Origin of the sequence: Dechloromonas sp. ZS-1 (assembly GCF_039649255.1) — a bacterium.
In the GTDB taxonomy this organism is placed as follows: domain Bacteria; phylum Pseudomonadota; class Gammaproteobacteria; order Burkholderiales; family Rhodocyclaceae; genus Azonexus.
On the sequence record NZ_JBDIYD010000005.1, the window covers coordinates 71,859 to 95,294 of the forward strand.

The following is a 23,436-nucleotide window of genomic DNA, read 5'->3' on the forward strand; positions in this document are numbered from 1 at the left end:
CGTGAATTTGCCTCTCTACGTTCAAGGCGCCTGGTTCGTCGGCGCCCTGCTCTTCATCGCCGGCCTGAAGGGCATGAGCTCCCCGGCCAGCGCGCGCAAAGGCATCGTCATTGCCGGCTACGGCATGCTCATCGCCATTGCCGCCACCTTCCTCGTGCCGGGACTGAAGAACCTCGGCCTGATGGCCCTCGCCCTCGCCGTCGGCGGCGCGGCCGCCTGGATCTCCGGCCAGAAAGTCAAGATGACCGACATGCCGCAGATGGTCGCCATCTACAACGGCATGGGCGGCGGTGCCGCAGCCGCCATTGCCGCGGTGGAATTCGCCAAGGGCGACGCCCACGGCGTGGTCACCACAACGCTCGCCGTGCTCGGCGCACTGATCGGCGCGGTGTCCTTCACCGGCTCCTGCGTTGCCTGGGCCAAGCTGCAAGGCGTGCTCAACAAGGCCATCCGCCTGCCGGCGCAAAACGCGATCAACGTGCTGCTGGCGCTCAACGCCATTGGCCTCGGCATCGCGATGATCGTCATGGCCCCGGCCCAGCCCGAGCTGATCTACTTCTTCTTCGCCATCGCGCTGGTGCTCGGCCTGATCGTCACGCTGCCCATCGGCGGTGCCGACATGCCGGTCGTGATCTCGCTGTTCAACGCTTTCACCGGCCTGGCCGTGGGCTTTGAAGGCTATGTGCTGGGCAACCCGGCGCTGATCATCGCCGGTATCGTCGTCGGCGCAGCCGGCACGCTGCTCACCCAGCTGATGGCCAAGGCGATGAACCGCCCGCTCTCCAACATCCTGTTTACGCCGATGGCGGCCGCCGGTGGCGGCGAAGCGATCAGCGGCACGATGAAGGAAGTCGGCGCCATCGATGCAGCCGCCATGATGCGCTACGCCAGCAAGGTCATCATCGTGCCGGGTTACGGCATGGCCGTGGCCCACGCCCAGCACAAGGTCTGGGAAATGACCGCCCTGCTCGAAGAAGCCGGCGTCGAGGTCAAGTTCGCCATCCACCCGGTGGCGGGCCGCATGCCGGGCCACATGAACGTGCTGCTGGCCGAAGCCGGTGTCCCGTACGACAAGATCTTCGATCTGGAAGAAATCAACGGCGAATTCGGCCAGGCCGACGTGGCCCTCGTCATCGGCGCCAACGACGTGGTCAACCCGTCCGCCCGCACCGACAAGAGCAGCCCGATCTACGGCATGCCCATCCTCGATGCCGACAAGGCGCAAAACGTCATCGTCATCAAGCGCGGCAAAGGCACCGGCTACTCCGGCGTCGAAAACGCCCTGTTCTACACGGACAACTGCCGCATGCTCTACGGCGACGCCCAACCGATGGCCGGCGAAATCATCCAGCACTTGAAGGCCATGGGCTGAGTTTGCTGCCTTTCCGACGGTCGACCGTCGGAAAGGGCCAAAATCGGGGGGGAACCCCACCGTTGAAACACAAAACGCCTCGCAGATTGCGGGGCGTTTTGTTTTGGGGACTGGGAATTGCCTGGCGGGTCATGCGGGTTCTGAACGGCGGCGAGCGGCTGCCAGTAGAGAGAATTGCTTCAAAGCAGCCGTCGGCAACACAAGTTCGTCCGATGACAAACAAGAATGCCGATGGCAAAATCCTACGGCATTGAACTGCGCCACGCATGACCGCCCTCTATTCTCTTAAATATTGCCTGAAGTGTTCCGCTCACCTGTATCGGCAAGGCTTTCTAGATGCAGCTTCATCCAGAATAAACGGCAGTCGGCCAGCTTATGCGGCAATAATGCCGTCTACTTTACGTTAAGGGTACAGGAGATCACATGGCAAAGTTTCTAGGTCTAATCGCAGCGCTGGCGGTTTTCTCCGCTTGGCTCAGCGTAGTCGGCAACCCGCATGTGGTCGAAACCGTGATTGGTTTAGTCCTAGCGGTAATAGCTGGCTTTTGGGTCTTCTTCAAAGCACGGAAGTTCGGTGCGCCACCGAAGTAATTTGTCATGGCAGCGCTTCTCGTTTTCGAAGAACACCCTGATTTCGCATCAGCTTCACGCAAAGCCAAAGAACTTGCAGTCCGTTTCAAGACCAGTACTGGCATTGAGCGAAGTTCAGAGGGGTGGGCAGTTCTCGTTCCACAAGATGTACTGACGGCATTGACACCAGTTGAAGATTCCGACGCCGAATACGAGGACTACAGTGACCCCTATGATGATGACTATCAAAGGGAGGTTGTTCAAGCGCTCATTGAGGAATTCCAAGAGGACCAAGACTCTTATGCACGATCTGAAGAAGATGGCTGGTTTTATGAGGACTGATCGTCATGATGTAGGCACCAGATTCAAACCGTCAAAAGTCGGTGCTGGCGGGACGGCACCCCTAATACTGTGCTCAAAGGGGTGCTACGCGATAAAGCCGCGCAGCGCCCCTGAGCTTCGACGTTAGTCACTTCCACAAATGACGCTCACCGAACTTGCTCAAATCGCACAAAGCGTGTCAATTATCTTGGCCGCGCTCTTTGCCATCTACGGCCTCGACGCGTGGCGTCGTGAGCATGTTGGCAAACGCCGAATTGAGTTGGCAGAAGAAACCTTAGCTCTGTTCTATCAGGCAAAGGATGCCATTGAATCCATTCGAAACTCATTCGGTTACGAAGGAGAGGGAACAACAAGGGTTCCTGGACTGAACGAAAATCCAGAGCACAAGGCCGCTCTAGATCAGGCCTACGTGTTGATCGAACGCTACAACCGGCACTCAGAGCTTTTCTCCCGCATTCACTCTTTGCGCTACCGCGTTATGGCGCAGCTTGGGATAGAAGCCGCCCAACCGTTTGATGCACTTAATCGAATCGTGAACGAGTTGATCTTTTCTGCACGTCGCATGGCGAGGCTCCATACACAACGAGAAAGACCGTATGAATCAGAGGAGGCTGCGGAAAGGCGCTCTCGCGAATACTTAGAGGTAATGAGTATCTACTACTCAGGCGCAGAAGACGATCCAATCTCACCCAAGGTTCAAAAAGCTGTCGATGATATTGAGCGTACATGCCGAAAGATCATTGAGAGCAAAGGAACACTCTATGCACTTATCAATGCCAAGCTGCGAAAGCGTGACTAACACCACAGTCGAGAGGGACAACCAAAAAAAACGGCGCCCGTAGGCGCCGTTTTTTTACTTTCCATGCCGCCCCATCGCGGCAGGCTGATTTACAGCTTGCCTGCGACCCAGGCTTGAACCGAGGCCAGGGCGGCCGGGAGGTTTTCCGGCTGGGTGCCGCCGGCTTGGGCCATGTCCGGGCGGCCGCCGCCCTTGCCGCCGATTTGCTGGGCGACCATGTTCACCAGTTCGCCGGCCTTGACCTTGGCGGTCAGGTCAGCGGTCACACCGGCGATCAGGGTGACTTTACCGTCGGCCACGGCAGAAAGCACGATGGCGGCGGACTTCAGCTTGTCTTTCAGCTTGTCCATGGTTTCGCGCAGCGCGGTGGTGTCGGCGCCGTCGAGCGTGACGGCCAAAACCTTGGCGCCCTGGACGTCGACCGCCTGGCCGGCGAGGTCGTCACCCTGCGAGGCTGCCAGCTTGGACTTCAGGCGGGCGAGTTCCTTCTCCAGCGCACGCACGTTGTCCATGATGCCGACCACGCGCTCGGCGATGTCGTCCGGGGTGGTCTTGAGCAGGGCGGAGATGCCGTTGACGCGGTTTTCCTGGGCCTGCACGTAAGCGAGGGCGCGCGTGCCGGTGATTGCTTCGACACGGCGCACGCCGGCGGCGACGCCGGCTTCGCTGACGATCTTGAAGAGACCGATGTCGCCGGTACGCCCCACGTGGGTGCCGCCACACAGTTCCTTGGAGGAACCGATGGCGACGACGCGCACTTCGTCTGCGTACTTTTCGCCGAAGAGCATCATGGCGCCGGATTTCTGGGCGTCTTCCAGGGCCATGACGCGGCTGTCGGTGGCGGCGTTGGCGAGGATTTCGTTATTCACGATTTCCTCGACCTCGCGGATTTCCTCGGCGGTCATCGGCTGGGTGTGGGCGAAGTCGAAACGGGTCTTGTCGGCATCGACCAGGGAGCCCTTCTGCTGCACATGGTGGCCGAGCACTTCGCGCAGGGCCTTGTGCATCAGGTGGGTGACCGAGTGGTTGCGGGCCGTGGCGGCGCGCGCCACGGTGTCGACCTTGGCGGAAACGTCCTGGCCGACGGTCAGGCTGCCGGTCTTGAGGATGCCGTGGTGGCCAAAGACGGCGGCTTGAATCTTCAGGGTGTCTTCGACGGCGAAGATGCCGCCGGCGCCCTTCAGTTCGCCACGGTCACCGCACTGGCCGCCGGATTCTGCGTAGAACGGGGTGTGGTCGAGCACGACCACGCCGAGATCGCCTTCGTGCAGTTCGCTCACTGCGGCGCCGTCCTTGTACAGGGCCAGCACCTTGCCTTTGGCTTCGAGCTGCTCGTAACCGTGGAAGGTGGTTTCCTGACCGGCGTATTCCAGCGCGGTGGCCATCTTGAACTTGCCGGCAGCGCGGGCCTGTTCTTTCTGGCGGGCCATGGCGGCATCGAAGGCGGCGCCGTCAACGGTGACGTTGCGCTCGCGGCAGATGTCGGCCGTGAGGTCGAGCGGGAAGCCGTAGGTGTCGTGCAGCTTGAAGGCCGTTTCGCCGTTGAACACGGTGACGCCCTTGGCAGCCATGGCGGCGAGTTCGCCTTCCAGGATGTCCATGCCGTGCTCGATGGTGGCGAAGAAGCGGTCTTCTTCCTGCTTCAGGGTCGCCACGATCTTGCTCTGGTTTTCCTTGAGTTCCGGATAGGCTTCGCCCATCTCGGCCACGAGGTCCGGCACCATCTTGTGGAAGAAGGCGGCGCGGGCGCCCAGCTTGTAGCCGTGGCGGATGGCGCGGCGGATGATGCGGCGCAGGACGTAGCCACGGCCTTCGTTGCCCGGGATGACGCCATCGGCGAGCAGGAAGGAGCAGGCGCGGATGTGGTCAGCCAGCACTTTCAGCGACGGGCTGTTCATGTCGGCGTCGGCGGTTTCACGCGCGGCGGCGGCGATCAGCTTCTGGAAGAGATCGATCTCGTAGTTGGCATGCACGTGCTGCAGCACGGCGGAGATGCGCTCCAGGCCCATGCCGGTATCGACGGAAGGCTTGGGCAGCGGATGCATGACCCCGGCTTCGTCGCGGTTGAACTGCATGAACACGTTGTTCCAGATTTCAATGAAGCGGTCGCCGTCTTCTTCCGGCGATCCCGGGGGGCCGCCCCAGATGTGGTCGCCGTGATCGTAGAAGATTTCGGTGCAGGGGCCGCAGGGGCCGGTGTCGCCCATCATCCAGAAGTTGTCGGAAGCGTAGCGGGCGCCCTTGTTGTCGCCAATGCGCACGATCTTCTCGGCCGGCACGCCGACTTCCTTGTGCCAGATGTCGTAGGCTTCGTCGTCTTCGGCATAGACGGTGACCATCAGGCGATCCTTGGGCAGCTTGTAGACTTCGGTCAGCAGTTCCCAGGCGTAGGTGATGGCGTCGCGCTTGAAGTAGTCCCCGAAGCTGAAGTTGCCCAGCATTTCGAAGAAGGTGTGGTGACGCGCGGTGTAGCCGACGTTTTCCAGGTCATTGTGCTTGCCGCCGGCGCGCACGCATTTCTGCGAGGTGGTGGCGCGGGTGTAGGGGCGCTTGTCGAACCCGAGGAAGACATCCTTGAACTGGTTCATGCCGGCGTTGGTAAACAGCAGCGTCGGGTCATCGTGCGGCACGAGCGACGAAGAGGCGACGATCTGATGCCCCTTGGCGGCAAAGAAGTCGAGGAATTTCTGGCGGATTTCAGAGCTTTTCATGAGCTGATCGGCCTTAAAGGCGTTGGAATATCGAAACCCTCGATTTTAAAAGAAAAACCCGCCATGCGGCGGGTTCTTGCGGGGCGGGCCTGCGGATTAATGTCGGCGGGCCGGACGATCCTTGCGGCCGTCGTGGTTGAAATCGTGCTGGCGGTCATGCTTTTCGCGGTTGATATGGCGGCTTTGCACATCCTGAGCATGCTCGATCCGGTTCTGCTCGCGGCGCGTCACCTTGCCGTCGGCGGCAGCCCGCGCTTCCATGCGATCGACGTGGGCCTGACCGCGCTCCAGGCGGGCGGCTTCACGCGGGGTCAGGCTGCCGGAGGCTTCGCCTTGCTGAATGCGGCGCTCCTGATTCAGTTCGCGCTGCTCCATGCGCGCGGTTTGGGCCTGAGCAAAAAACGGAACGGCCAGAACGGCGGCCAACAGCAGGGTGCGGGTTTTCATGATGGGTCTCCTGTGGTGTGTGAGTGCAGTGACGCCATTACACGGTAAAACTGGGTAAAGATCACCCCATCAGTTGCAAGGGTTTGTAAGCAGTTGTTTCTGCCACGAAGGTATCCAGCGCATCGGTAAAGCAGGCGCTGACGCCCATGCCGAAGAGCATTTCGGCGGTTTCCGGGGCGTTGACCGTATAGCAGACAACAGGCACCCCGGCGGCAATGATCTCCGGCAAGCGCGGCCCGGCCGCTTCGGCGGCCGCGCAATGCAGGGTCGTCGCGCCGAGCTCCCGGACCCACTGCGCCCAGTCGGATGGCAGCCGTTCGAAGAGCACGCCGCGCGGCAGCTGCGGCAGCTGCGCCCGGCATTGCGCCAGGGCCGGCAGGGAAAAAGAGGAGATGAGGCCGGTGCCGGGCCAGTCGCGACAGTGCGCGATGACGGCATCAGCGGTGTCAATATCCTGGCCGGTCGAGGGCTTGATCTCGATATTGGCCAGCAGGCCCAGCGTCCGGCACAGCGCCAGCGCTTCGTCCAAACGCGGAATCGGTTCGCCCTGCCCGGCGTCGAGGCGGAAGAGCTCGGCATCGGCCGTCTCGGCCACCCGCCCCTGGCCATTGGTGGTGCGTTCCAGGGTTTCGTCGTGGATCAGCACCGGCGTGCCGTCGCCGGACAACATCACATCGAACTCCACCGCCCGGTAGCCCATGCGGGCTGCGAGGCGGATGCCGGCGAGCGTGTTTTCCGGCGCCAGGGCACCGCCGCCGCGGTGGGCAATCCAGCGCGGCAGCGTGAGCAGCATCAGAAGGGCTGGGCCTTCTTCAGCGCCGGCTTGGCAGCCAGCACGGCATTCCCGCGCGCCACGGCGGTATCCAGCGCGGCCTTGGCCGGCTTCTTGTCGGACCACACCTGCTCGAGTTCCTCATTGAGAATGATGCGCACCGGATCGGCGTCGGAGACATGGTTCGGCGGAATCGCGCCCTTGCCCTTGAGCGAGGCATAGGCCACTTCGAGGGTCTTGTCGCCATCCTGCAGAATCTTGCTGCGGGCTGCCGCACGGGCTGCCGGGGTGAGCGGCAGACCACCGTAGATGCGGACCAGCTCAACCTGCGCTTCCGGCGTCAGCAGGAAGGACACGAACTTCGCGGCCTGCTTGTACTCATTGGCAGCACGCCCGGCCCCCACCCACAGGGACGCGCCATCGGCCAGGGTGTGCTGGCGACCGCCATAAACGTCATCGTGGTAAGGCAGCGGCGCCACACCCAGATCGACGCCCTTGGCATCGCGGAAATACACATGCTCGGAGGAGTCGGTGGTGATCATCGCACACTCGCCATCGTGGAACTTGGCACTGGCTTCGCCACGGCGGCCGAAGAGCTTGAAGTAGTTGGCCTTGGTCCAGGTGGCCATCATCGCGACGTGCTTGACGTGCGGCAGGCCGTTGAAACTGAGCACGCCCTTCTCGTTGACCGCCGGGACGCCGGACACCGAGCTCACGTTGTCGATATGCACCCAGGTCGGCCAGGAGGTGGTGTAGGGGCAGACGTAGCCGACGTCCTGCAGCTTGTCGAGGACGCCCTGCATTTCGAACCAGGTTAGCGGCGGGCGCTCCGGATCGAGGCCAGCCTTGCGCAGCGCATTCTTGTTATAGAACAGCACGGGCGTGGCATAGACCAGCGGCAATGCGACCAAGCGGCCCTTGCCATCGACCACACCGGCCTTCAGGTCCGGCGACAGATCGAGCTTGAGCGGCTGGCCGGCCTTGGCCATCATGTCCTGCAGCGGCACGAAGGCCTTGGCGTTGCTCAGCACATCGCTCATGTCGTAGCGACGTACCAGATTGAGGCCGGCCGGGGCTTCGCCTTTTTCCAGGCGCTTCAGCTTCAGATTGCCACCTTGCTCGGCGTTGAAGCGATCGACCACGGCTTGCAACTGCGCTTCACCCGTCGGGCCGAGATTGTGGGCCAGATAGGCGTCGACCGCAGCCGCCGGTGCCGGAGCAGGCTTCTCAACCGTTTTGGCCGGTTTGGCAGCATGGGCCGAGCAGGCAAGCGCCATCCCGACAGCGATGGCAAGGGGGCGAAGGGAATGCAGCATGGATACTCCAGGACGTTCACAAAGACGACAATTATAGCCTTCCGGATACGTCAAAATGGGAATCCCGCCCCTGATCCGCGCCCAGTGTGATACCCTGCGCGCCTTATTCACGCCCAACCCAGTTTCTGTTGTTTCGTCACATCATGACCACCGAACAGACCCCGACCCCGGCCAACCCGGACCTCACGCCCCGTTCCCTGCTCAAGCGCCTGCAAACCGACTTCCCGGTTTTCCGCGATTGCCAGCCGCTCGCCATCGGGATCGACAAGCAGTTGCAGGCCCGCCTGCCGGATGTCCCGCGCAAGGTGTTGCGCATTGCCCTCGGCATCCACACCAACTCGATGCGCTACCTGCGCGCCATGGAAAAAGCCACGGCCCGCTTTGACCTCGACGGACAACAGACCGAAGAAGTGACGGAAGCCCACCGCACCCACGCCAGCGAAGCCGTGCGTGAGCGCATCAAGGCCGACATCGAAAAACGCAAGGCCCAGAAGGCCGCCGAAGCTGCTGCTGCAGCCGAAGCCGAAGCCGAGCGCCGGCGTGGCGAAAAGCTGGACAAGCTGCTGGCCAAGTTCGGTCGCCCGAACTAAATCGCGCACCGACGGTCGACCGCCCTACCCGGGCGGTTTTTTTTCGCCCATCCATTTACATACATTCGTGTATGTATATACAATGCGCAGCATACCCATTTTCTCCACCGAGGTCGTCATGCCCTTTTTCACCCTTCGCCACCCCTTGAAGCCCATCGCGCTGGGCCTTGCCACGGCATTCCTGATTACCGCCTGCGGGAAAGAAGAAGCCGCACCGCAAAAAGGCATGGGGCCGATGCCGGTCACCGTTCTCGAGATGCAGGCGCAGGCCGTCCCGAATGCGCTGGAACTGACCGCCCAGACCGAAGGCGCCAAACAGGCCGAAGTGCGCGCCCGCGTCGGCGGCATCCTGGTCAAGCAGCTGTATGAAGAAGGCCAGGCCGTGAAGGCCGGCCAGCCACTCTTCCAGATCGATCGTTCCAGTTACGAAATCGCCCTCGCCGAAGCCAAGGCCAAGGCCGAACAGACCGAGCGCGAAATGCAGCGCACAAAGAAGCTGCTCGAGGCCCAGGCGGTCAGCCGCAAGGAAGCCGATGACGCCGCCAGCGCCAACGATCTGGCCCAGGCCACGCTGCGCCAGGCCCAGCTGAACCTGTCCTGGACCACCATCACAGCGCCGGTCGATGGCATCACGGGCCGTGCCGCCAAGTCGGTCGGCAATCTGATTACCGTCGGCACCGACAGCCTGCTCACCACGGTCTACCAGCACGATCCGATGTGGGTGCGTTTCAGCGTGTCCGAGAGCGAAGCCGCCAAGCTGCCCGGCGGCCGCCTGACCCCGAAAACCGTGACCGGTGTCGAACTCGTCCTGCCCGACGGCAGCACCTACGAACAGCCGGGCAAGCTGAACTTCCTGGCCAGCACCATCGACACCACGCTCGGCACCCAGCAATTGCGCGCCGAATTCTCAAACAAGGACGGCAAGCTGCTGCCCGGCCAGTTCGTCCGCGTGCGCCTGATCGCCGGTGAAAAGAGCGATGTCTTCCTCGTTCCGCAAGGCGCCGTGCTGCAAACCGAGCAAGGCAATCTGGTCATGACCGCCGACGGGGAAAACAAGGTCGCCCCGCGCCCGGTCCAGACCGGCGAGTGGCTCGGCAAGAACTGGATCGTGACCGGCGGCCTGAAAGCGGGCGACAAGGTCATCGTCGACAACCTGATGAAATTGAAGCCGGGCATGCCGGTTGCCCCGCATGGCCCGAACCAGAAGCCGGGCGCACCCGCCGGCGCCGCCCCGGCCGCTCCGGCAAAAGAGGCCCCCGCCGCGAAGGAAGGGGCCGCACCGGCCAAGGCCGAGGCAGAAGCCGCCCCGGCGAAGAAGGACTAAGGAGACCCCATGTCAAAGTTCTTCATCAACCGGCCGATCTTTGCATCGGTCATCTCGATCATCATCGTGATCGCCGGGCTGGTCGCCTCGCGCGTGCTGCCGATCGCGCAGTATCCGCAGATCGCCCCGCCAACCGTGCTGATCAGCGCCACTTATCCGGGCGCCTCGGCCGAAACCCTGGCCCGCACCGTGGCCGCGCCGATCGAGGAGCAGTTGAACGGCGTCGAGAACATGCTGTATTTCACGTCCTCGGCCTCGGCCAACGGCAGCGTGACCATCACGGCCACGTTTGAAGTCGGCACCAACGTCGATACCGCCTCGGTCAACGTCAATAACCGCGTCAAGGCGGCCGAACCGCGCCTGCCGGAAGAAGTGCGGCGTAACGGCGTGATCGTGCAGAAGCGCTCGAACGACATTCTGCAGGTGGTGGCGCTCGACTCCGAAAAGGGCAAGTACAACACCCTCTTCCTCTCCAACTACGCCAGCCTGAACATCGTCGATGAGCTGAAGCGTCTGCCGGGTGTCGGCGACGTCACCATCTTCGGCGCACAGGATTACTCGATGCGCGTCTGGCTGAAGCCGGATCGCCTGGCCCAATTGGGGCTGACGACCAGCGATGTCGCCAACGCCATCCGCGCCCAGAACGCCCAGAACGCGGCCGGCAAGATCGGCCAGGAACCGGCACCGAGCGACCAGCAGCTGGTTTATACGGTGACCGCGAAGGGCCGCCTGCTGACCCCGGAAGAGTTCGGCAACATCATCATCCGTGCCAGCGGCCCCGGCGGCGCCCTGCGCCTGAAGGACGTCGCCCGCATCGAACTCGGTGCTTACAGCTACGACCAGAGCGTGACCCTGGATGGTCAGCCGACCATCGCCATGGGGGTCTTCCTGCAAACCGGTGCCAATGCGCTGGATGTGGCGGAGCGCGTGCGCGCCCGCATGGCCGAGCTGAAGAAGAAGTTCCCGGAAGGCATGGGCTACGTCATCCCGTTCGACACCACCAAGTTCGTTTCGGCCTCCATCGACGAAGTCGTGAAGACCCTGATCGAAGCCATGGTGCTCGTGCTGGCCGTCGTCTATCTCTTCCTGCAAAGCTGGCGTGCCACGCTGATCCCGATGGTGGCCGTGCCCATCTCGCTGATCGGCACCTTCGCCGGCCTCTGGCTGTTCGGCTTCTCGATCAATACCCTGACCCTGTTCGCCATGGTGCTCGCCATCGGGATCGTGGTCGATGACGCCATCGTCGTGCTGGAGAACGTCGAACGCCTGATGGCCGAAGAAAAGCTCGGCCCGCGCGACGCCGCCATCAAGGCCATGCAGGAAGTATCGGGCGCGCTGGTCGCCATCGTGCTGGTGCTCTGTGCCGTGTTCGTGCCGGTGGCTTTCCTGGGCGGCATTGCCGGTCAGCTCTACAAGCAGTTTGCCGTCACCGTGGCTGTGGCCGTGGTCCTCTCCGGGGTGGTCGCGCTGACCCTGACGCCGGCCCTGTGCGCCCTGCTGCTCAAGGCCCAGCACACGGAAAACAAGCTGTTTGCCCCGTTCAACCGCGCTTTTGATCGCTTCACCAATTTCTATACCAACACGGTCGGCCTGACCCTGCGCCACGGCATCATCGGTACGCTGATTTTCGGCATCGTGATCGCGTTGACCGTCGCCTTCTTCCGCATCATCCCGGGCAGCTTCGTCCCGTCGGAAGATCAGGGCTATCTGATTTCCGCCCTGATGCTGCCGGACGGCGCGACGCTCAAGCGCACCCAGACGACCGGTGAAGGCATGCGCCAGATGGTGGCCAACGACCCGGCGGTCAAGCACACCTTCGTCGTCTCGGGCTTCGACCTGATCGGCGGCGGCAACAAGCCGAACGCCGGCACCATGTTCATCCCGCTCAAGGACTGGAAAGAGCGCGATGCCAAGGCGCAGGATCTGGCCGGCAAGTTCATGGGCATGGGCATGATGCAGGCCGACGGTCTGGGCCTCGTGTTCAACCCGCCCCCGATCATGGGCCTGGGCTCCGCCGGCGGTTTCGAAGTCTATGTGCAGAACCGTGTCGATGGCGACGCCAAGAAGCTGAACGAAGTCACGCAAGGCTTCATGGCCGAACTCCAGAAGCGTCCGGAATTCACCCGTATTTCGACCTTCTTCCGACCGACCGTGCCGCAGCTCTTCGTCGAAGTCGATGAACCGAAGGCGCTCGCCCTGGGCATCCCGCTGGCCGATGTGTATTCGACCCTGCAAAGCACCATGGGCGCCTTGTATGTGAACGACTTCAACAAGGCTGGCCGCGTCTATCGCGTGCAATTGCAGGCCGAGGCGAATTACCGCATGAAGCCGGACGACATCGGCAAGGTGTATGTAAAGAGCGCAAGCAGCAATGCCATGATCCCGCTCTCCGCGATCAGCACCGTCAAGCGCGTGGTCGGTCCGGAGCAGGTGGAACGCTTCAACGGCTTCGTCGCGGCCAAGGTGATGGGTGACTCCAAGCCGGGCATCAGTTCGGGCGATGCGATCAAGATCGTCGAAGAAGTGGCGGCCGCCACCCTGCCCAGCGGCTACGAAATTTCCTGGACCGGCCAGGCCTTCCAGGAAAAGCGCAGCTCCGGCTCGTCGCTGCAGGCCTTCGGCTTCGCGATCATCATGGTCTTCCTGATCCTCGCCGCCCAGTATGAAAAGTGGTCGCTGCCGATCGCCGTCATCATGGCCGTGCCCTTCGCCCTGATGGGTGCACTCACCGCCATCTGGCTGCGCGGCATGCCGAACGACATCTACTTCCAGATCGGTCTGGTCGTGCTGATTGGTCTGGCGTCCAAGAACGCCATCCTGATCGTCGAATTTGCCGCCCAGAAGTACGCCGAAGGCAAGAATGTGGTCGAGGCCGCCCTCGAAGCAGCCCGCCTGCGCTTCCGCCCGATCGTGATGACCTCGCTCGCCTTCGTGCTCGGCGTCTTCCCGCTCGTCAAGGCCAGCGGTGCCGGTGCGGCAGCGCGCCAGTCGATGGGGACCGGCGTGTTCGCCGGGATGATCGCCGCCACCTTCATCGCCACCATCTTCATCCCCCTCTTCTTCAAATGGCTGGAGCGCGGCAAGCAGGCCGCCCCCACCGGCCAGACCACCGCCCATGCGGAGGAAAACCAATGACGTCCCAGTTCACCAAAATCCGCCTCCTGGCCACGTTGACCGCCGCCCTCGCCCTCTCGGGCTGTGCGGTCGGCCCGGACTACCTGCGTCCGGACGCCTGGCTGCCGGACATGTTCCGCAGCAAGCCGGCCGCCGAAACGCCGGTGGCCCGCGCCGAGAATCCGGCGGTCAACGCCGAATGGTGGCGTCTTTTCAACGACCCGGCGCTGGACGCGCTGGTGCAGCAGGCGCTCGCAGCCAATCAGGATCTCGCCGCCGCCGCCGCCCGCCTCGAAGCAGCCGATGCCGCTGCCCGTGAAGCCGGGGCCGATTTCCTGCCCCGCCTCGACCTGGGCGCCGGCAGCACGCAATCGCAAACCAGCGGCGATACCTTCAACGGCCGCCGCGTCGGTCAGGCCACCTACGGCAACCGCCGCGTGGCTGCCAGCGCCAGCTATGAGCTTGATGTCTGGGGCCGCATCCGGCGCAGCAACGAAGCCGCCCGCGCCGATGCGCTGGCCAGTCGCTACGCCCGCGACAGCGTCCGCCTGACCCTGCTCGGCCAGCTGACGGGGGAATATCTAACCCTACGCAGCCTCGATGCCCAGCAAGCCGTGGCGGATGACACCCTGGCCAGCCGCGAGAAGAGCCTGAAGATCGTGCTCGCCCGCGTCGAGGCCGGCGCCGGCTCGCCGCTCGATCAGGCCCAGGCGGAAAGCGCCCTCGCGGCCGCCCAGGCCCAGGTCGCCCAGCTGCGTCGCCAGCGCAGCCTGTCCGAGAGCCTGCTCGGCCTGCTGGCCGGTCAGCCCGGCCTGTCGATCCCGACTGGCAAGCTCGACACCTTGCCGCTCCCGCCCCTGCCCCCCGCCGGCCTGCCTTCCGATCTGCTCGATGCCCGCCCGGACATCCGCCAGGCGGAAGAGAAGCTGATCGCCGCCAATGCCCGCATCGGCGTGGCTAAAAGCGCCTACTTCCCAAGCATCAGCCTGACCGGCAACATCGGCAGCGAAAGCCTCGCCCTGGCCGGTCTGTTTGGCAGCAATGCCGGTTTCTGGAGCGCCGCCGTCAATCTCGCCATGCCGATCTTCGATGCCGGCCGCACCGGCGCCCGCGTCGATCAGGCCAGCGCCGCCCAGAAGGAAGCACTGGCCACTTACCGGAAAACGGTGCAAACCGCCTTCCGCGAGGTCAATGACGCCCTGGTCAGCCTGCGCGAACTCGGCGAGGAAGAAGCCGCCATGCGCAATCAGGCCACGGCCGCCAAGCGCACCCTCAGCCTGGCCCAGGCCCGTTACGAAGCCGGCTATGTCGCCTACCTCGAAGTCCTCGATGCCCAACGCACGGCCAACAGCGCCCAGCTCAGCCTCCTGAGCGTGCAGCGCAATCGTCTGGCGGCGGCAGTCGACCTCTTCAAGGCCCTGGGTGGCGGCTGGCGCGCGGAGCGCTGAGCATGGTCCGCAAAACCAAGGAAGAAGCCCTGGAAACCCGCCACCGCATCCTCGATGCGGCGGTCGAGGTGTTCAACCGGCAAGGCGTCGCGCGCACCACCCTGAACGACATCGCCCAGGAGGCCGGCGTCACGCGCGGCGCCATCTACTGGCATTTCGAAAACAAGGTCGTGCTGTTCGACGCCATGGTCGAGCGCCTGGTCTGCCCGCTCCTGATCAACTGCGAGGACCGCAACGAGCGCATGCAGGCCGACCCACTCGGCTTCATCTACAACGCGCTCGACCAGTTCATCGGCCTGATGCTCAACGACGCGAAATTCCGGCGCGTTTTCGAAATCCTCTGGCACAAATGCGAATACGTGGGCGAGATGGCCAACATCCGCGATTCGCACCTCGATGAAGGCGAAAACCACATCGACGTCCTGCAACAGGCCTTCTCGCTGGCCATCGCCCAGGGCCAGCTGCACAGCGCCCTGACGCCGCACCAGGCCACCATCGGCCTGGTGGCCGTGATCGACGGTCTACTCTTCAACTGGACCAAAAACCCGGCACTGTTTCCGCTCGACAGCTACGCCAGCCCGATCATCCGCGCCTATCTGAACGGCCTCACCCGCCCGCAGGCCTGAAAACGGCGGCAGAAGCCCTGCGGGGCCGCCGTTTTTGTCATTTTTTAGCGAAGCTGTGCGAGAATCTACGACCATGATCATGCGTCTGACGATTCTCGCCTTTTCCCTTGTCCTGCTGACGGGATGCGACCAGGTTACACAACGCCTGGGCATTGCCGATCCGGTACGTCAGGAAGCGGCCCAGCAGGCCGAAGGCAAGGCCGTGGGCGGCGCCTGCCGCCAGTCCGGCCGCGCCATTGAAGATTGCTACGCCATCTACAACTGGCTGCCCAAGGCCTCGGTCTACGACGGCTGGAAGGAAATGGACGCGTACATGCGTGAAAACCAGCTGGAAACCGTGGCCCCGCAACTGCCACCGGCCGAATCCCCCGCTGCGATCAAGAAACGCCAGAAAGCAGAAGCCGCTGCGGCCAAGGCCGCCGCCAAGGCCTCGGCAGAGACTGAGCCGGATAAAGCGGGCGCTGCCGAAGAAAAGAGCAGCAAACACTGACGCACCATGCCCCGCGAGCCCGTTAAAAAGGAGGAAACATGAAACGACCCGCCTTTCTTGACGGCATCCGGGGCAAGCTGATCGTCATCTTCGTCCTGATCAAGGTCATTCCCCTGGTCCTGCTCGCCTGGTTTGCCTGGCACGCCGCCAAACAACTGGGCGACGACGTCTCGGTGAAGGCCGGCAACATGGCCGATGCCATGCTGGAGACCATCACAGGCATCGGCAAAACCGTCACCAACGACTCAATCCGCGCGCTTGACCTGCGCTCGCGGGAAGCGATCGAGGCCCTGACGACCGATACGGCCCGGGAGATCGCCAGCTTCCTCTACGACCGCGATGCCGATATCCGCCAAGCCGCGCACCTCGATCTGAGCGAAGCCGCCTTCCGCCGCTTTCTGAGCGAGCGCAAGCGCACCCTCAACCAGCATGCTGCCTGGCAACTTGCCGAGGATGGCAAATCCTGGCGACCGGTCACCCCCGTCGAACGCGAAGCCAAAGTGACGCGTCCGGTCCTGCCGGACAACGCCAAGGATTTCCATGTCCGCCCGGCCGAATACCTCGGCGAAGCCGAACAGCGCCCGCTGTTTGTCGAAATGACCTACGTCGATCTCAATGGCCAGGAAAAGATCAAGGTCACCACCGGCAATCTGACCGAAAAAGGGCTCAAAAATGTGGTCGACCGCCGGAATACCTTTGTCCGCGCAGAAAACTACTTTCCCGAACTCAAAAAACTCAAGCCGGGCGAGATTTACGTTTCCGACGTCATCGGCGCCTATGTACCGACCCACGTGATCGGCCCCTACCTCCCCGCCGCCCTGGAGAAGGCCGGCAAGCCCTTCACGCCGGAATCCTCCGCCTATGCCGGCACGGAAAACCCGGTCGGCAAGCGCTTCCGCGGCATCGTGCGCTGGGCGACGCCGGTCGTGAAGGACGGCAAGATCACCGGCTACCTCACGCTGGCGCTGGATCATGACCATATCCGCCAGTTCTCGGACCGCCTGATGCCGACCGAAGAGCGCTATACCCCGATTGCCGATGCGATCAAAGGCAACTACGCCTTCCTGTGGGATCACAAAAGCCGCTCGATCTCCCATCCGCGCGATTACATGATCGTCGGCTACGATCCGGACACCGGCCGGCCGGCCACGCCCTGGATGGATGAAGACCTCTATGCCGAGTGGCAGGCCAGCGGCAAACCGGCCGACGAATTCCTGGCCGAGATTCCCCCCTTCCGCGACCAGAACCTGAAGCGCAAGCCGGCCAAGGAACTGGTCAAGGCCGGTACCCTGGGCCTGGACTGCCGCTACCTGAACTTCTCCCCGCAATGCGATGGCTGGAATGCCGTCACTGAACACGGCGGCTCCGGCTCATTCGTGATTTTCTTCTCGGGTCTCTGGAAACTCACCACGGCCGCTGCCATTCCCTACCACACCGGCCAGTATGGCAAGACGCCGCAAGGCTTCGGCTTTGTCACCATCGGGGCGAACGTGGATGATTTCCACAAGGCGGCGACCGATACCGCCGCCAAGATCAATACGCTGATCGGCGAAAAAGACGCGAGTTTCAAGGCCCAGCGCAACAGCATGCTGGATGACATCCAGGCCAGCCTGACCGGCACGGCCATCGGCCTCTGGGGGTCGACACTGGCCATGATCGCGCTGGTCATCGCCATTGCGATCTGGATGGCCAATCTGCTGACCCGCCGCATCACCCACATGATCGAGGGCATCCACCGCTTTCAGGAGGGGAACCTGACGCACCGTCTGGCCGTCGAGTCGACCGATGAAATGGGCGAACTGGCGCGTTCCTTCAATCATATGGCCGACTCCGTCGAAGCCTCCTTCCAACGCCTGGACGAGGCCCGCCAGAAAGCCGAAGAGGCCAACCGGCTGAAGAGTGCCTTCCTCGCGACGGTTTCGCACGAGCTGCGGACCCCGCTCAACGGCATTCTCGGTTTTGCCGACCTGCTTCAGGCGGAACTGGAGCATCCTGATCAACAGGAATACGCCCGCATCATTCACCAGAGCGGCAGTCACCTGCAGACACTGGTTTCCGAAATTCTCGATCTGGCCAAAATCGAGGCAGGCGAGCTGACCCTGACCCCCAGCAAGCTCCCCTTGCGCGCCTTCATGGAAGAAACCGCCGCCCTGCATCGTGCGGCTGCTGAAGCCAAGGGCCTGCAACTCACGCTCACCCTCGCCGAGGATCTGCCCGAGTTTTATTCAGCCGATGCCACCCGACTGCGTCAGATCCTCAACAACCTGCTCAGCAACGCAGTCAAATTCACGCCCCGGGGCAGCGTGACGCTGAGCTTGTCCGAGCGCGACAGCAACCTCGCCTTCTCGGTCCAGGACACCGGCCCCGGGATTGCGCCGGAGCATCATGAAACGGTGTTCGAGAAATTCAAGCAACTGGAGACCTTCCTGACCCGCGAACATGGCGGCACCGGGCTGGGGCTCTCGATTGTCCGCCAACTGGCCCACCTGATGGGCGGCACGATCATCCTGGATTCGGACGTGGGGCGCGGCGCCACGTTCATCCTGCTTTTACCGAAGGAAACCCCGCATGTCTGAACGGCTCGCGCTCGTCGTCGATGACCATCCGACCAACCGCTTACTCGCCATCACCCTGCTCAAGAAACTGGGTTGGCACTGTGATGAAGTGGACTGCGGCGAAGCGGCGCTGGCCCGCTTTGCGGATATCCGCTATGAACTGATTCTGCTCGATATCAGCATGCCCGGGCTCTCCGGCGAAGAGACCTGCGCCCAATTGCGCGCCCAGCCCAACGGGGCTGCCGCCAAGATCATCGCTTATACCGCCCACGCCTTTCCTGAGGAACGCGCCCGCTTTCTGGCGGCCGGCTTTGACGACATTCTCGTCAAACCGATCAACCGCCAACTGCTGAGCGATCTCATCGCCGCAGTATGAAGAGGGAAGACGCGCCAGGGCGCGCCCGCCCGTCCTGGCGGCGCGCCCTCCTCTGGCTTGCGCCGCTCGCCATCTGGCTAGCCCTGGGCGGTCTGACCGAATGGCTGCACCGGGAAACCCAGGCACGCCAGCAGAGCGAAGCACGGCAGGCTGTCCTGCGCCATGCCGGCGTCCTGCGCGCCATGCTGGAATCCGAGCTGAACGCGACGGTCCACCTCGCCACCGGGGTCGAATCCTATATCGTCGCCCGCAACGGCCGTATCGATGGTCGCGACATGGATCAGATGCTGTCGGTCATCTACGCACGCGGCCACCACTACCGCAATGTCGGCATCGCGCCGGGCAATCGCCTCAGCTACGTGTACCCGCACGCCGGCAACGAGAAAGCGATCGGTCTCTATTACCCGGACAACGCGGCCCAGTGGCCGGTCATCCAGCGCCTGATCACTGAACAACGGGATGGGCTGGCCGGCCCCATCAAACTTGTCCAGGGCGGAGAAGGCCTCGTCTATCGGCTACCGGTCTATATCGAAGATACCTATTGGGGCCTGATCAGTACCGTCATCGATGTTCACTCCCTGCTCGGCATCATCACCCCGGTTGCCGAGGCGAGCAACATCCGCTTTGCCCTGCGCGGCACGGATGGCACTGGCGCACAAGGCCCCGTGTTCTTCGGCGATGCGGGGCTCTTCAGCGACCAATCCAGCCTGCTCGACATCACGATCCCCGGCGGCAGCTGGCAGCTGGCCGTACAGGCCGAGGCCACGCCACGCACCTTGTCGCAGTTAGTGCGCCTGGGCGGCTGGCTGGGCGCCCTCGCCTTCGCCATCCTGCTCGCCTATCTGATCCGTGCTCACCTGCGCCAGCGCGACATGGTGCAGGCACTCTCCCGCGCCCATGCCACGCTCGACCAGCATCGATACACGCTGGAGCAAACCGTGGCGGAACGAACGGCAGCCCTCACCGACAGCAACCATGCCCTGATGCAGGCCAAGGAGGCAGCCGATGCGGCCAATCACGCCAAATCGGCCTTTCTCGCCAACATGAGCCACGAAATCCGGACGCCCCTCAACGGCGTCATCGGCCTCAGCCATATCCTGCGTCGCCAGTCCCCGCGCCCGGAACAGGCCGACCGCCTGGACAAGATCATCGCGGCGGCCGACCACCTGATGGCCATCCTGAACGACGTGCTCGATCTCTCGAAAATCGAGGCGGGCAAGCTCAGCATCTCGATCGAATCCTTCGATCGCGCGCGCCTGACCGAGCGCCTGCATGCCCTGTTCGACGAACCGGCGCGCCAGAAAGGACTGGCCCTGCATCTTGAATTCGAGACGCTGCCCATGCAACTGATCGGCGATCAGACCCGAATCGCACAAATCCTGATCAATTTCATCGGCAATGCCATCAAATTCACCGAGCAGGGCAGCATTCACATCCATGGCCGCTGCCTGCCCGACACTCCCGATGTCCAGCACCTGCGCTTCGAGGTCCGCGACACCGGGATCGGTCTGGATGCGGCCCACTGTGCCCGGATTTTCGATGCCTTCGAGCAGGTAGACAATTCCAGCACCCGCCGCCATGGCGGCACCGGGCTCGGCCTGGCCATCAACCGCCGCCTGGCCCGACTGATGGGCGGCGACACCGGCGTCGAGAGCACTCCGGGAGAAGGCAGCACGTTCTGGTTTACCACCCGGCAGACTCTCCCGGCCCAAGCCTCACCCCAGCCCCTTGCCGCCACGCCGCACCCACCTGCGGAACAACGCCTGAAAACGGCACACGCCGGCAAGCGGGTGCTGCTGGCCGACGACAACCGAATCAACCTGGAGGTCGCCAGAGAGCTGCTGGAGGATGCCGGACTCAGCGTGACCTGCGCCGACGATGGTCAGGCGGCGGTCGACCTCGCCCAGAGCACCGATTTCGATCTGATCCTGCTCGATGTGAACATGCCGGGCATCAATGGCCATGATGCGGCACGCCTGCTGCGCGCCCTGCCTCACCTGAGCAGCACCCCCATTCTGGCCATGAGTGCCAACACCAGCCCGAGCGACCAGGTGGCCAGCGAAAATGCCGGCATGAACGCGCATTTGGGCAAACCCGTTGCCCCCGACCGGCTCTACGAAGCCCTGCTTTTCTGGCTGGAAAAATCGGCAGAAAGCAAATCCATTGCGTGAGGGGGGGTATAATCCTGCCCCATGTCTGAAATCAATACCTTAGCGAGCGAAGCCGCTCTGCCTGCCGCTGCCGAAGCAGCCCCCGAAATCACCTTTGCCGACCTGGGCCTGGCGCCGGAGATTCTCCGTGCCGTGACCGAAATGGGTTACAACAAGCCGACGCCGATCCAGGCCAAGGCCATCCCGCTGGTCATCAGCGGCAAGGACATCATGGGGGGCGCCCAGACCGGTACCGGCAAGACGGCGGCCTTCACGCTGCCCATCCTGCAACGCATCCTCCCCTTTGCCAGCAGCAGCCCGTCGCCGGCCAAGCACCCGGTGCGCGCCCTGATTCTCGCCCCGACGCGGGAACTGGCCCTGCAGGTGTACGAATCGGTCAAAGCCTACAGCAAATACACCCCGATCCGCGCCATGTGCGCCTTTGGCGGCGTGGATATCAAGCCGCAGATCGCCGAACTGAAAAAAGGCGTCGAAGTCCTCGTCGCCACGCCGGGCCGCCTGCTCGACCATGTGGAATCGAAGAGTGTCAGCTTCAATTCGGTCCAGGCCCTCGTTCTCGACGAAGCCGACCGCATGCTCGACATGGGCTTCATCCCGGACGTCACGCGCATCCTGAAAATGCTGCCGGCGCAACGCCAGAGCCTGCTCTTCTCGGCAACCTTCTCGGACGACATCAAGAAGCTCGCCGACACCATGCTGCAAGCCCCGACCCTGGTCGAAGTGGCGCGCCGCAACCAGGTCTCGGACACCATCACGCACCGCGTGCACCCGGTTTCGGAATACGGCAAGCGCGGTCTGCTGACCAAGCTGCTGAAATCCGGCGAAATCCGCCAGTGCATCGTCTTCATGCGGACCAAGCAGGGCTGCTCCCGCCTCTCCCGCGAACTGCAGCGGGCCGGCATTCACGCCGACGCGATCCACGGCGACAAGAGCCAGCTCGACCGCATCAAGGCACTCGATGCCTTCAAGGCCGGCCAGACCCTGGCCCTGGTCGCCACCGACGTCGCCGCGCGCGGCCTCGATGTCGATGACCTGCCCTACGTCATCAACTACGAACTCCCGCATGTGCCGGAAGACTACGTGCACCGCATCGGCCGCACCGGTCGTGCCGGCAAGACGGGCAACGCCATCTCCCTGGTTTCGGCACACGAAGTCGGCTACCTGGTCGAGATCGAAAAGCTGATCAAGCGCCCGATCGAGCAGATCGAAGTCGCCGGCTTTGCCCCGGAACCGGAATACGAATACCCCCCGGGCAACAAGAAAAAGCGCCCGGCCCCGCCGCCGGCTGCGGCCCCGGTCTCGCACAAGCCGGAGCGGAGCCATGGCCGACGCCAGCATCCGCGGGATCCCTACCCGATGATTGCGGCGGACGGCTTCGACTTCAGCAAGCCCTACGAATCCGGCACGCACGGCGATCTCCCGGACTCGCCCAAGGCACCGGCGAAAGCCGATCCGCACAAGCCGCGCAAGGTCGTGGCCGCCCTGCTCGGGGGCCTGGGCCGCAAGTAAGTCGGCGCGCACAGCAACAACAAAAACGGCACCGAAAGGTGCCGTTTTACATTGCCCAACCAGACGCTGCCGACAGAAAGCGCCTTAGACGCTTCCCACCTTCTGCTGCGGACGTCCTGCGAACCCCGGGAAAGGCTTGGGCTTGGCGGCCACTTCCTTTTCCTTCAATTTCACGATGGCAATCGACAGGTTGTCGCCATGCCCGCCGGCCCGCAAGCGCGCCTGCTCAACCAGCTTTTCGCAGGCTTCCCGGGCGGTATGGCTGGCCACGATGCCCCCCAGTTCCTCATCCGAGAAATAGGCCCACAAACCGTCCGAGCACAGTACATAGGCGTCGCCGGATTGCAGATCGGTGGTTTCGGCATAGTCGAAGAGCGGCTCATCATTGCCACCCACCGACGTCAGCAGCACATTGCGGCTCGGGTGGACCAGCGCCTGCTCCGGCGTAATCCGGCCACGCGAGAGCAATTGCTCGACATAGGAATGATCCTTTGTCCGCCCGATGAGGGCCTTGTCCCGGAAATGGTACAGACGGCTGTCGCCGCAATGCAGCCAGCTCATGCGTCCCGGCTGGATGAGCATCATGACCACCGTGCTGTGCGGGTTCATTTCGTTCATCAGGCGCGAGGCCTTGATCAGCATGTGCGCCTCATGCAGGCAGCTGCGCAGCATTTTTTCCGGCGTTTCTTCCTCGGGTGAAAACTGCGTCAGATTCTGACGCGCGGTATGCACCATCTGATCCGCCGCCAGCGCGCCACCGGTGTGACCGCCCATCCCGTCGGCCACCACCGCCAGGGCCACGCCGCGCAAATTCGTATGCGGCACGATCAAAACCCGGTCCTGCTGTTCCTTGCGATCCCCCTGATGCTGGGCAGCACAGGCATCAATCACCAAAGCCATGCTT

Annotated in this window: 19 protein-coding genes; 14 read left to right on the forward strand and 5 right to left on the reverse strand. The window is 63.2% G+C overall.

What is annotated here, in order from left to right:
* The first annotated feature begins 1 nt into the window (after nucleotide 1).
* The 4 genes from AACO21_RS08965 to AACO21_RS08980 all read left to right on the forward strand — a co-directional run bounded on the left by AACO21_RS08965 (nucleotide 2) and on the right by AACO21_RS08980 (nucleotide 3,083).
* Nucleotides 2-1,372 carry an NAD(P)(+) transhydrogenase (Re/Si-specific) subunit beta gene (locus AACO21_RS08965; RefSeq protein WP_346192177.1) on the forward strand — a complete coding sequence of 457 codons (1,371 nt, stop codon included), beginning with the start codon at nucleotides 2-4 and terminating at the stop codon, nucleotides 1,370-1,372.
* A gap of 423 nt (nucleotides 1,373-1,795) precedes the next feature.
* On the forward strand, nucleotides 1,796-1,963 hold the full coding sequence (locus AACO21_RS08970; protein ID WP_346192178.1) for a hypothetical protein: 168 nt from the start codon (nucleotides 1,796-1,798) through the stop codon (nucleotides 1,961-1,963).
* A gap of 6 nt (nucleotides 1,964-1,969) precedes the next feature.
* The gene (locus AACO21_RS08975; RefSeq protein WP_346192179.1) at nucleotides 1,970-2,284 is read left to right on the forward strand and encodes a hypothetical protein; all 315 of its coding nucleotides are present in this window, start codon (nucleotides 1,970-1,972) and stop codon (nucleotides 2,282-2,284) included.
* A 139-nt stretch (nucleotides 2,285-2,423) separates the two neighbouring features.
* Nucleotides 2,424-3,083: a hypothetical protein gene (locus AACO21_RS08980; RefSeq protein WP_346192180.1), complete on the forward strand. Its 660-nt coding sequence runs from the start codon at nucleotides 2,424-2,426 to the stop codon at nucleotides 3,081-3,083.
* A gap of 89 nt (nucleotides 3,084-3,172) precedes the next feature.
* On the opposite strand, the gene alaS is transcribed toward AACO21_RS08980, so the two are convergent.
* From alaS to AACO21_RS09000, 4 genes are all read right to left on the reverse strand, one after another.
* The gene (alaS, locus tag AACO21_RS08985; RefSeq protein ID WP_346192181.1) at nucleotides 3,173-5,794 is read right to left on the reverse strand and encodes an alanine--tRNA ligase; all 2,622 of its coding nucleotides are present in this window, start codon (nucleotides 5,792-5,794) and stop codon (nucleotides 3,173-3,175) included.
* Nucleotides 5,795-5,890: 96 nt separating this feature from the next.
* A complete protein-coding gene (locus AACO21_RS08990) occupies nucleotides 5,891-6,241 on the reverse strand; it encodes a hypothetical protein (protein WP_346192182.1) in 351 nt (116 codons plus the stop codon).
* 61 nt (nucleotides 6,242-6,302) lie between these two features.
* Nucleotides 6,303-7,034: a glycerophosphodiester phosphodiesterase gene (gene ugpQ, locus AACO21_RS08995; RefSeq protein ID WP_346192183.1), complete on the reverse strand. Its 732-nt coding sequence runs from the start codon at nucleotides 7,032-7,034 to the stop codon at nucleotides 6,303-6,305.
* Nucleotides 7,034-8,329 carry an extracellular solute-binding protein gene (locus AACO21_RS09000; RefSeq protein WP_346192184.1) on the reverse strand — a complete coding sequence of 432 codons (1,296 nt, stop codon included), beginning with the start codon at nucleotides 8,327-8,329 and terminating at the stop codon, nucleotides 7,034-7,036. The genes ugpQ and AACO21_RS09000 overlap by 1 nt, the downstream gene beginning before the upstream one ends.
* A 143-nt stretch (nucleotides 8,330-8,472) precedes the next feature.
* Between AACO21_RS09000 and AACO21_RS09005 the strand changes: the two genes are divergently transcribed.
* The 10 genes from AACO21_RS09005 (at nucleotide 8,473) to AACO21_RS09050 (ending at nucleotide 22,532) form a co-directional block, all read left to right on the forward strand.
* Nucleotides 8,473-8,919: a ProQ/FinO family protein gene (locus tag AACO21_RS09005; protein ID WP_346192185.1), complete on the forward strand. Its 447-nt coding sequence runs from the start codon at nucleotides 8,473-8,475 to the stop codon at nucleotides 8,917-8,919.
* Nucleotides 8,920-9,037: 118 nt separating this feature from the next.
* A complete protein-coding gene (locus AACO21_RS09010; protein WP_346192186.1) occupies nucleotides 9,038-10,243 on the forward strand; it encodes an efflux RND transporter periplasmic adaptor subunit in 1,206 nt (401 codons plus the stop codon).
* A gap of 9 nt (nucleotides 10,244-10,252) precedes the next feature.
* Nucleotides 10,253-13,378 (forward strand): multidrug efflux RND transporter permease subunit, encoded by a 3,126-nt coding sequence (locus AACO21_RS09015; RefSeq protein ID WP_346192187.1) that lies wholly within the window; start codon nucleotides 10,253-10,255, stop codon nucleotides 13,376-13,378.
* On the forward strand, nucleotides 13,375-14,805 hold the full coding sequence (locus AACO21_RS09020) for an efflux transporter outer membrane subunit (protein WP_346192188.1): 1,431 nt from the start codon (nucleotides 13,375-13,377) through the stop codon (nucleotides 14,803-14,805). The genes AACO21_RS09015 and AACO21_RS09020 overlap by 4 nt, the downstream gene beginning before the upstream one ends.
* A gap of 2 nt (nucleotides 14,806-14,807) precedes the next feature.
* Complete coding sequence (locus AACO21_RS09025) at nucleotides 14,808-15,431, forward strand: TetR family transcriptional regulator (RefSeq protein WP_346192189.1); 624 nt, start codon at nucleotides 14,808-14,810, stop codon at nucleotides 15,429-15,431.
* 79 nt (nucleotides 15,432-15,510) lie between these two features.
* Nucleotides 15,511-15,921 (forward strand): hypothetical protein, encoded by a 411-nt coding sequence (locus tag AACO21_RS09030; RefSeq protein ID WP_346192190.1) that lies wholly within the window; start codon nucleotides 15,511-15,513, stop codon nucleotides 15,919-15,921.
* Nucleotides 15,922-15,959: 38 nt separating this feature from the next.
* Nucleotides 15,960-18,497 (forward strand): ATP-binding protein, encoded by a 2,538-nt coding sequence (locus AACO21_RS09035; RefSeq protein ID WP_346192191.1) that lies wholly within the window; start codon nucleotides 15,960-15,962, stop codon nucleotides 18,495-18,497.
* Entirely contained in the window at nucleotides 18,490-18,852 is a 363-nt protein-coding gene (locus AACO21_RS09040; protein ID WP_346192192.1) for a response regulator, read from the forward strand. Before AACO21_RS09035 ends, AACO21_RS09040 begins: the two co-directional genes overlap by 8 nt.
* The gene (locus AACO21_RS09045) at nucleotides 18,849-21,023 is read left to right on the forward strand and encodes an ATP-binding protein (RefSeq protein ID WP_346192193.1); all 2,175 of its coding nucleotides are present in this window, start codon (nucleotides 18,849-18,851) and stop codon (nucleotides 21,021-21,023) included. The genes AACO21_RS09040 and AACO21_RS09045 overlap by 4 nt, the downstream gene beginning before the upstream one ends.
* An 87-nt stretch (nucleotides 21,024-21,110) precedes the next feature.
* Nucleotides 21,111-22,532 carry a DEAD/DEAH box helicase gene (locus AACO21_RS09050; protein ID WP_346192299.1) on the forward strand — a complete coding sequence of 474 codons (1,422 nt, stop codon included), beginning with the start codon at nucleotides 21,111-21,113 and terminating at the stop codon, nucleotides 22,530-22,532.
* Nucleotides 22,533-22,616: 84 nt separating this feature from the next.
* Here AACO21_RS09050 and AACO21_RS09055 read toward each other — a convergent pair whose 3' ends face one another.
* Nucleotides 22,617-23,432, reverse strand: a complete 816-nt coding sequence (locus AACO21_RS09055; RefSeq protein WP_346192194.1) for a protein phosphatase 2C domain-containing protein — start codon at nucleotides 23,430-23,432, stop codon at nucleotides 22,617-22,619.
* Nucleotides 23,433-23,436 lie beyond the last annotated feature (4 nt).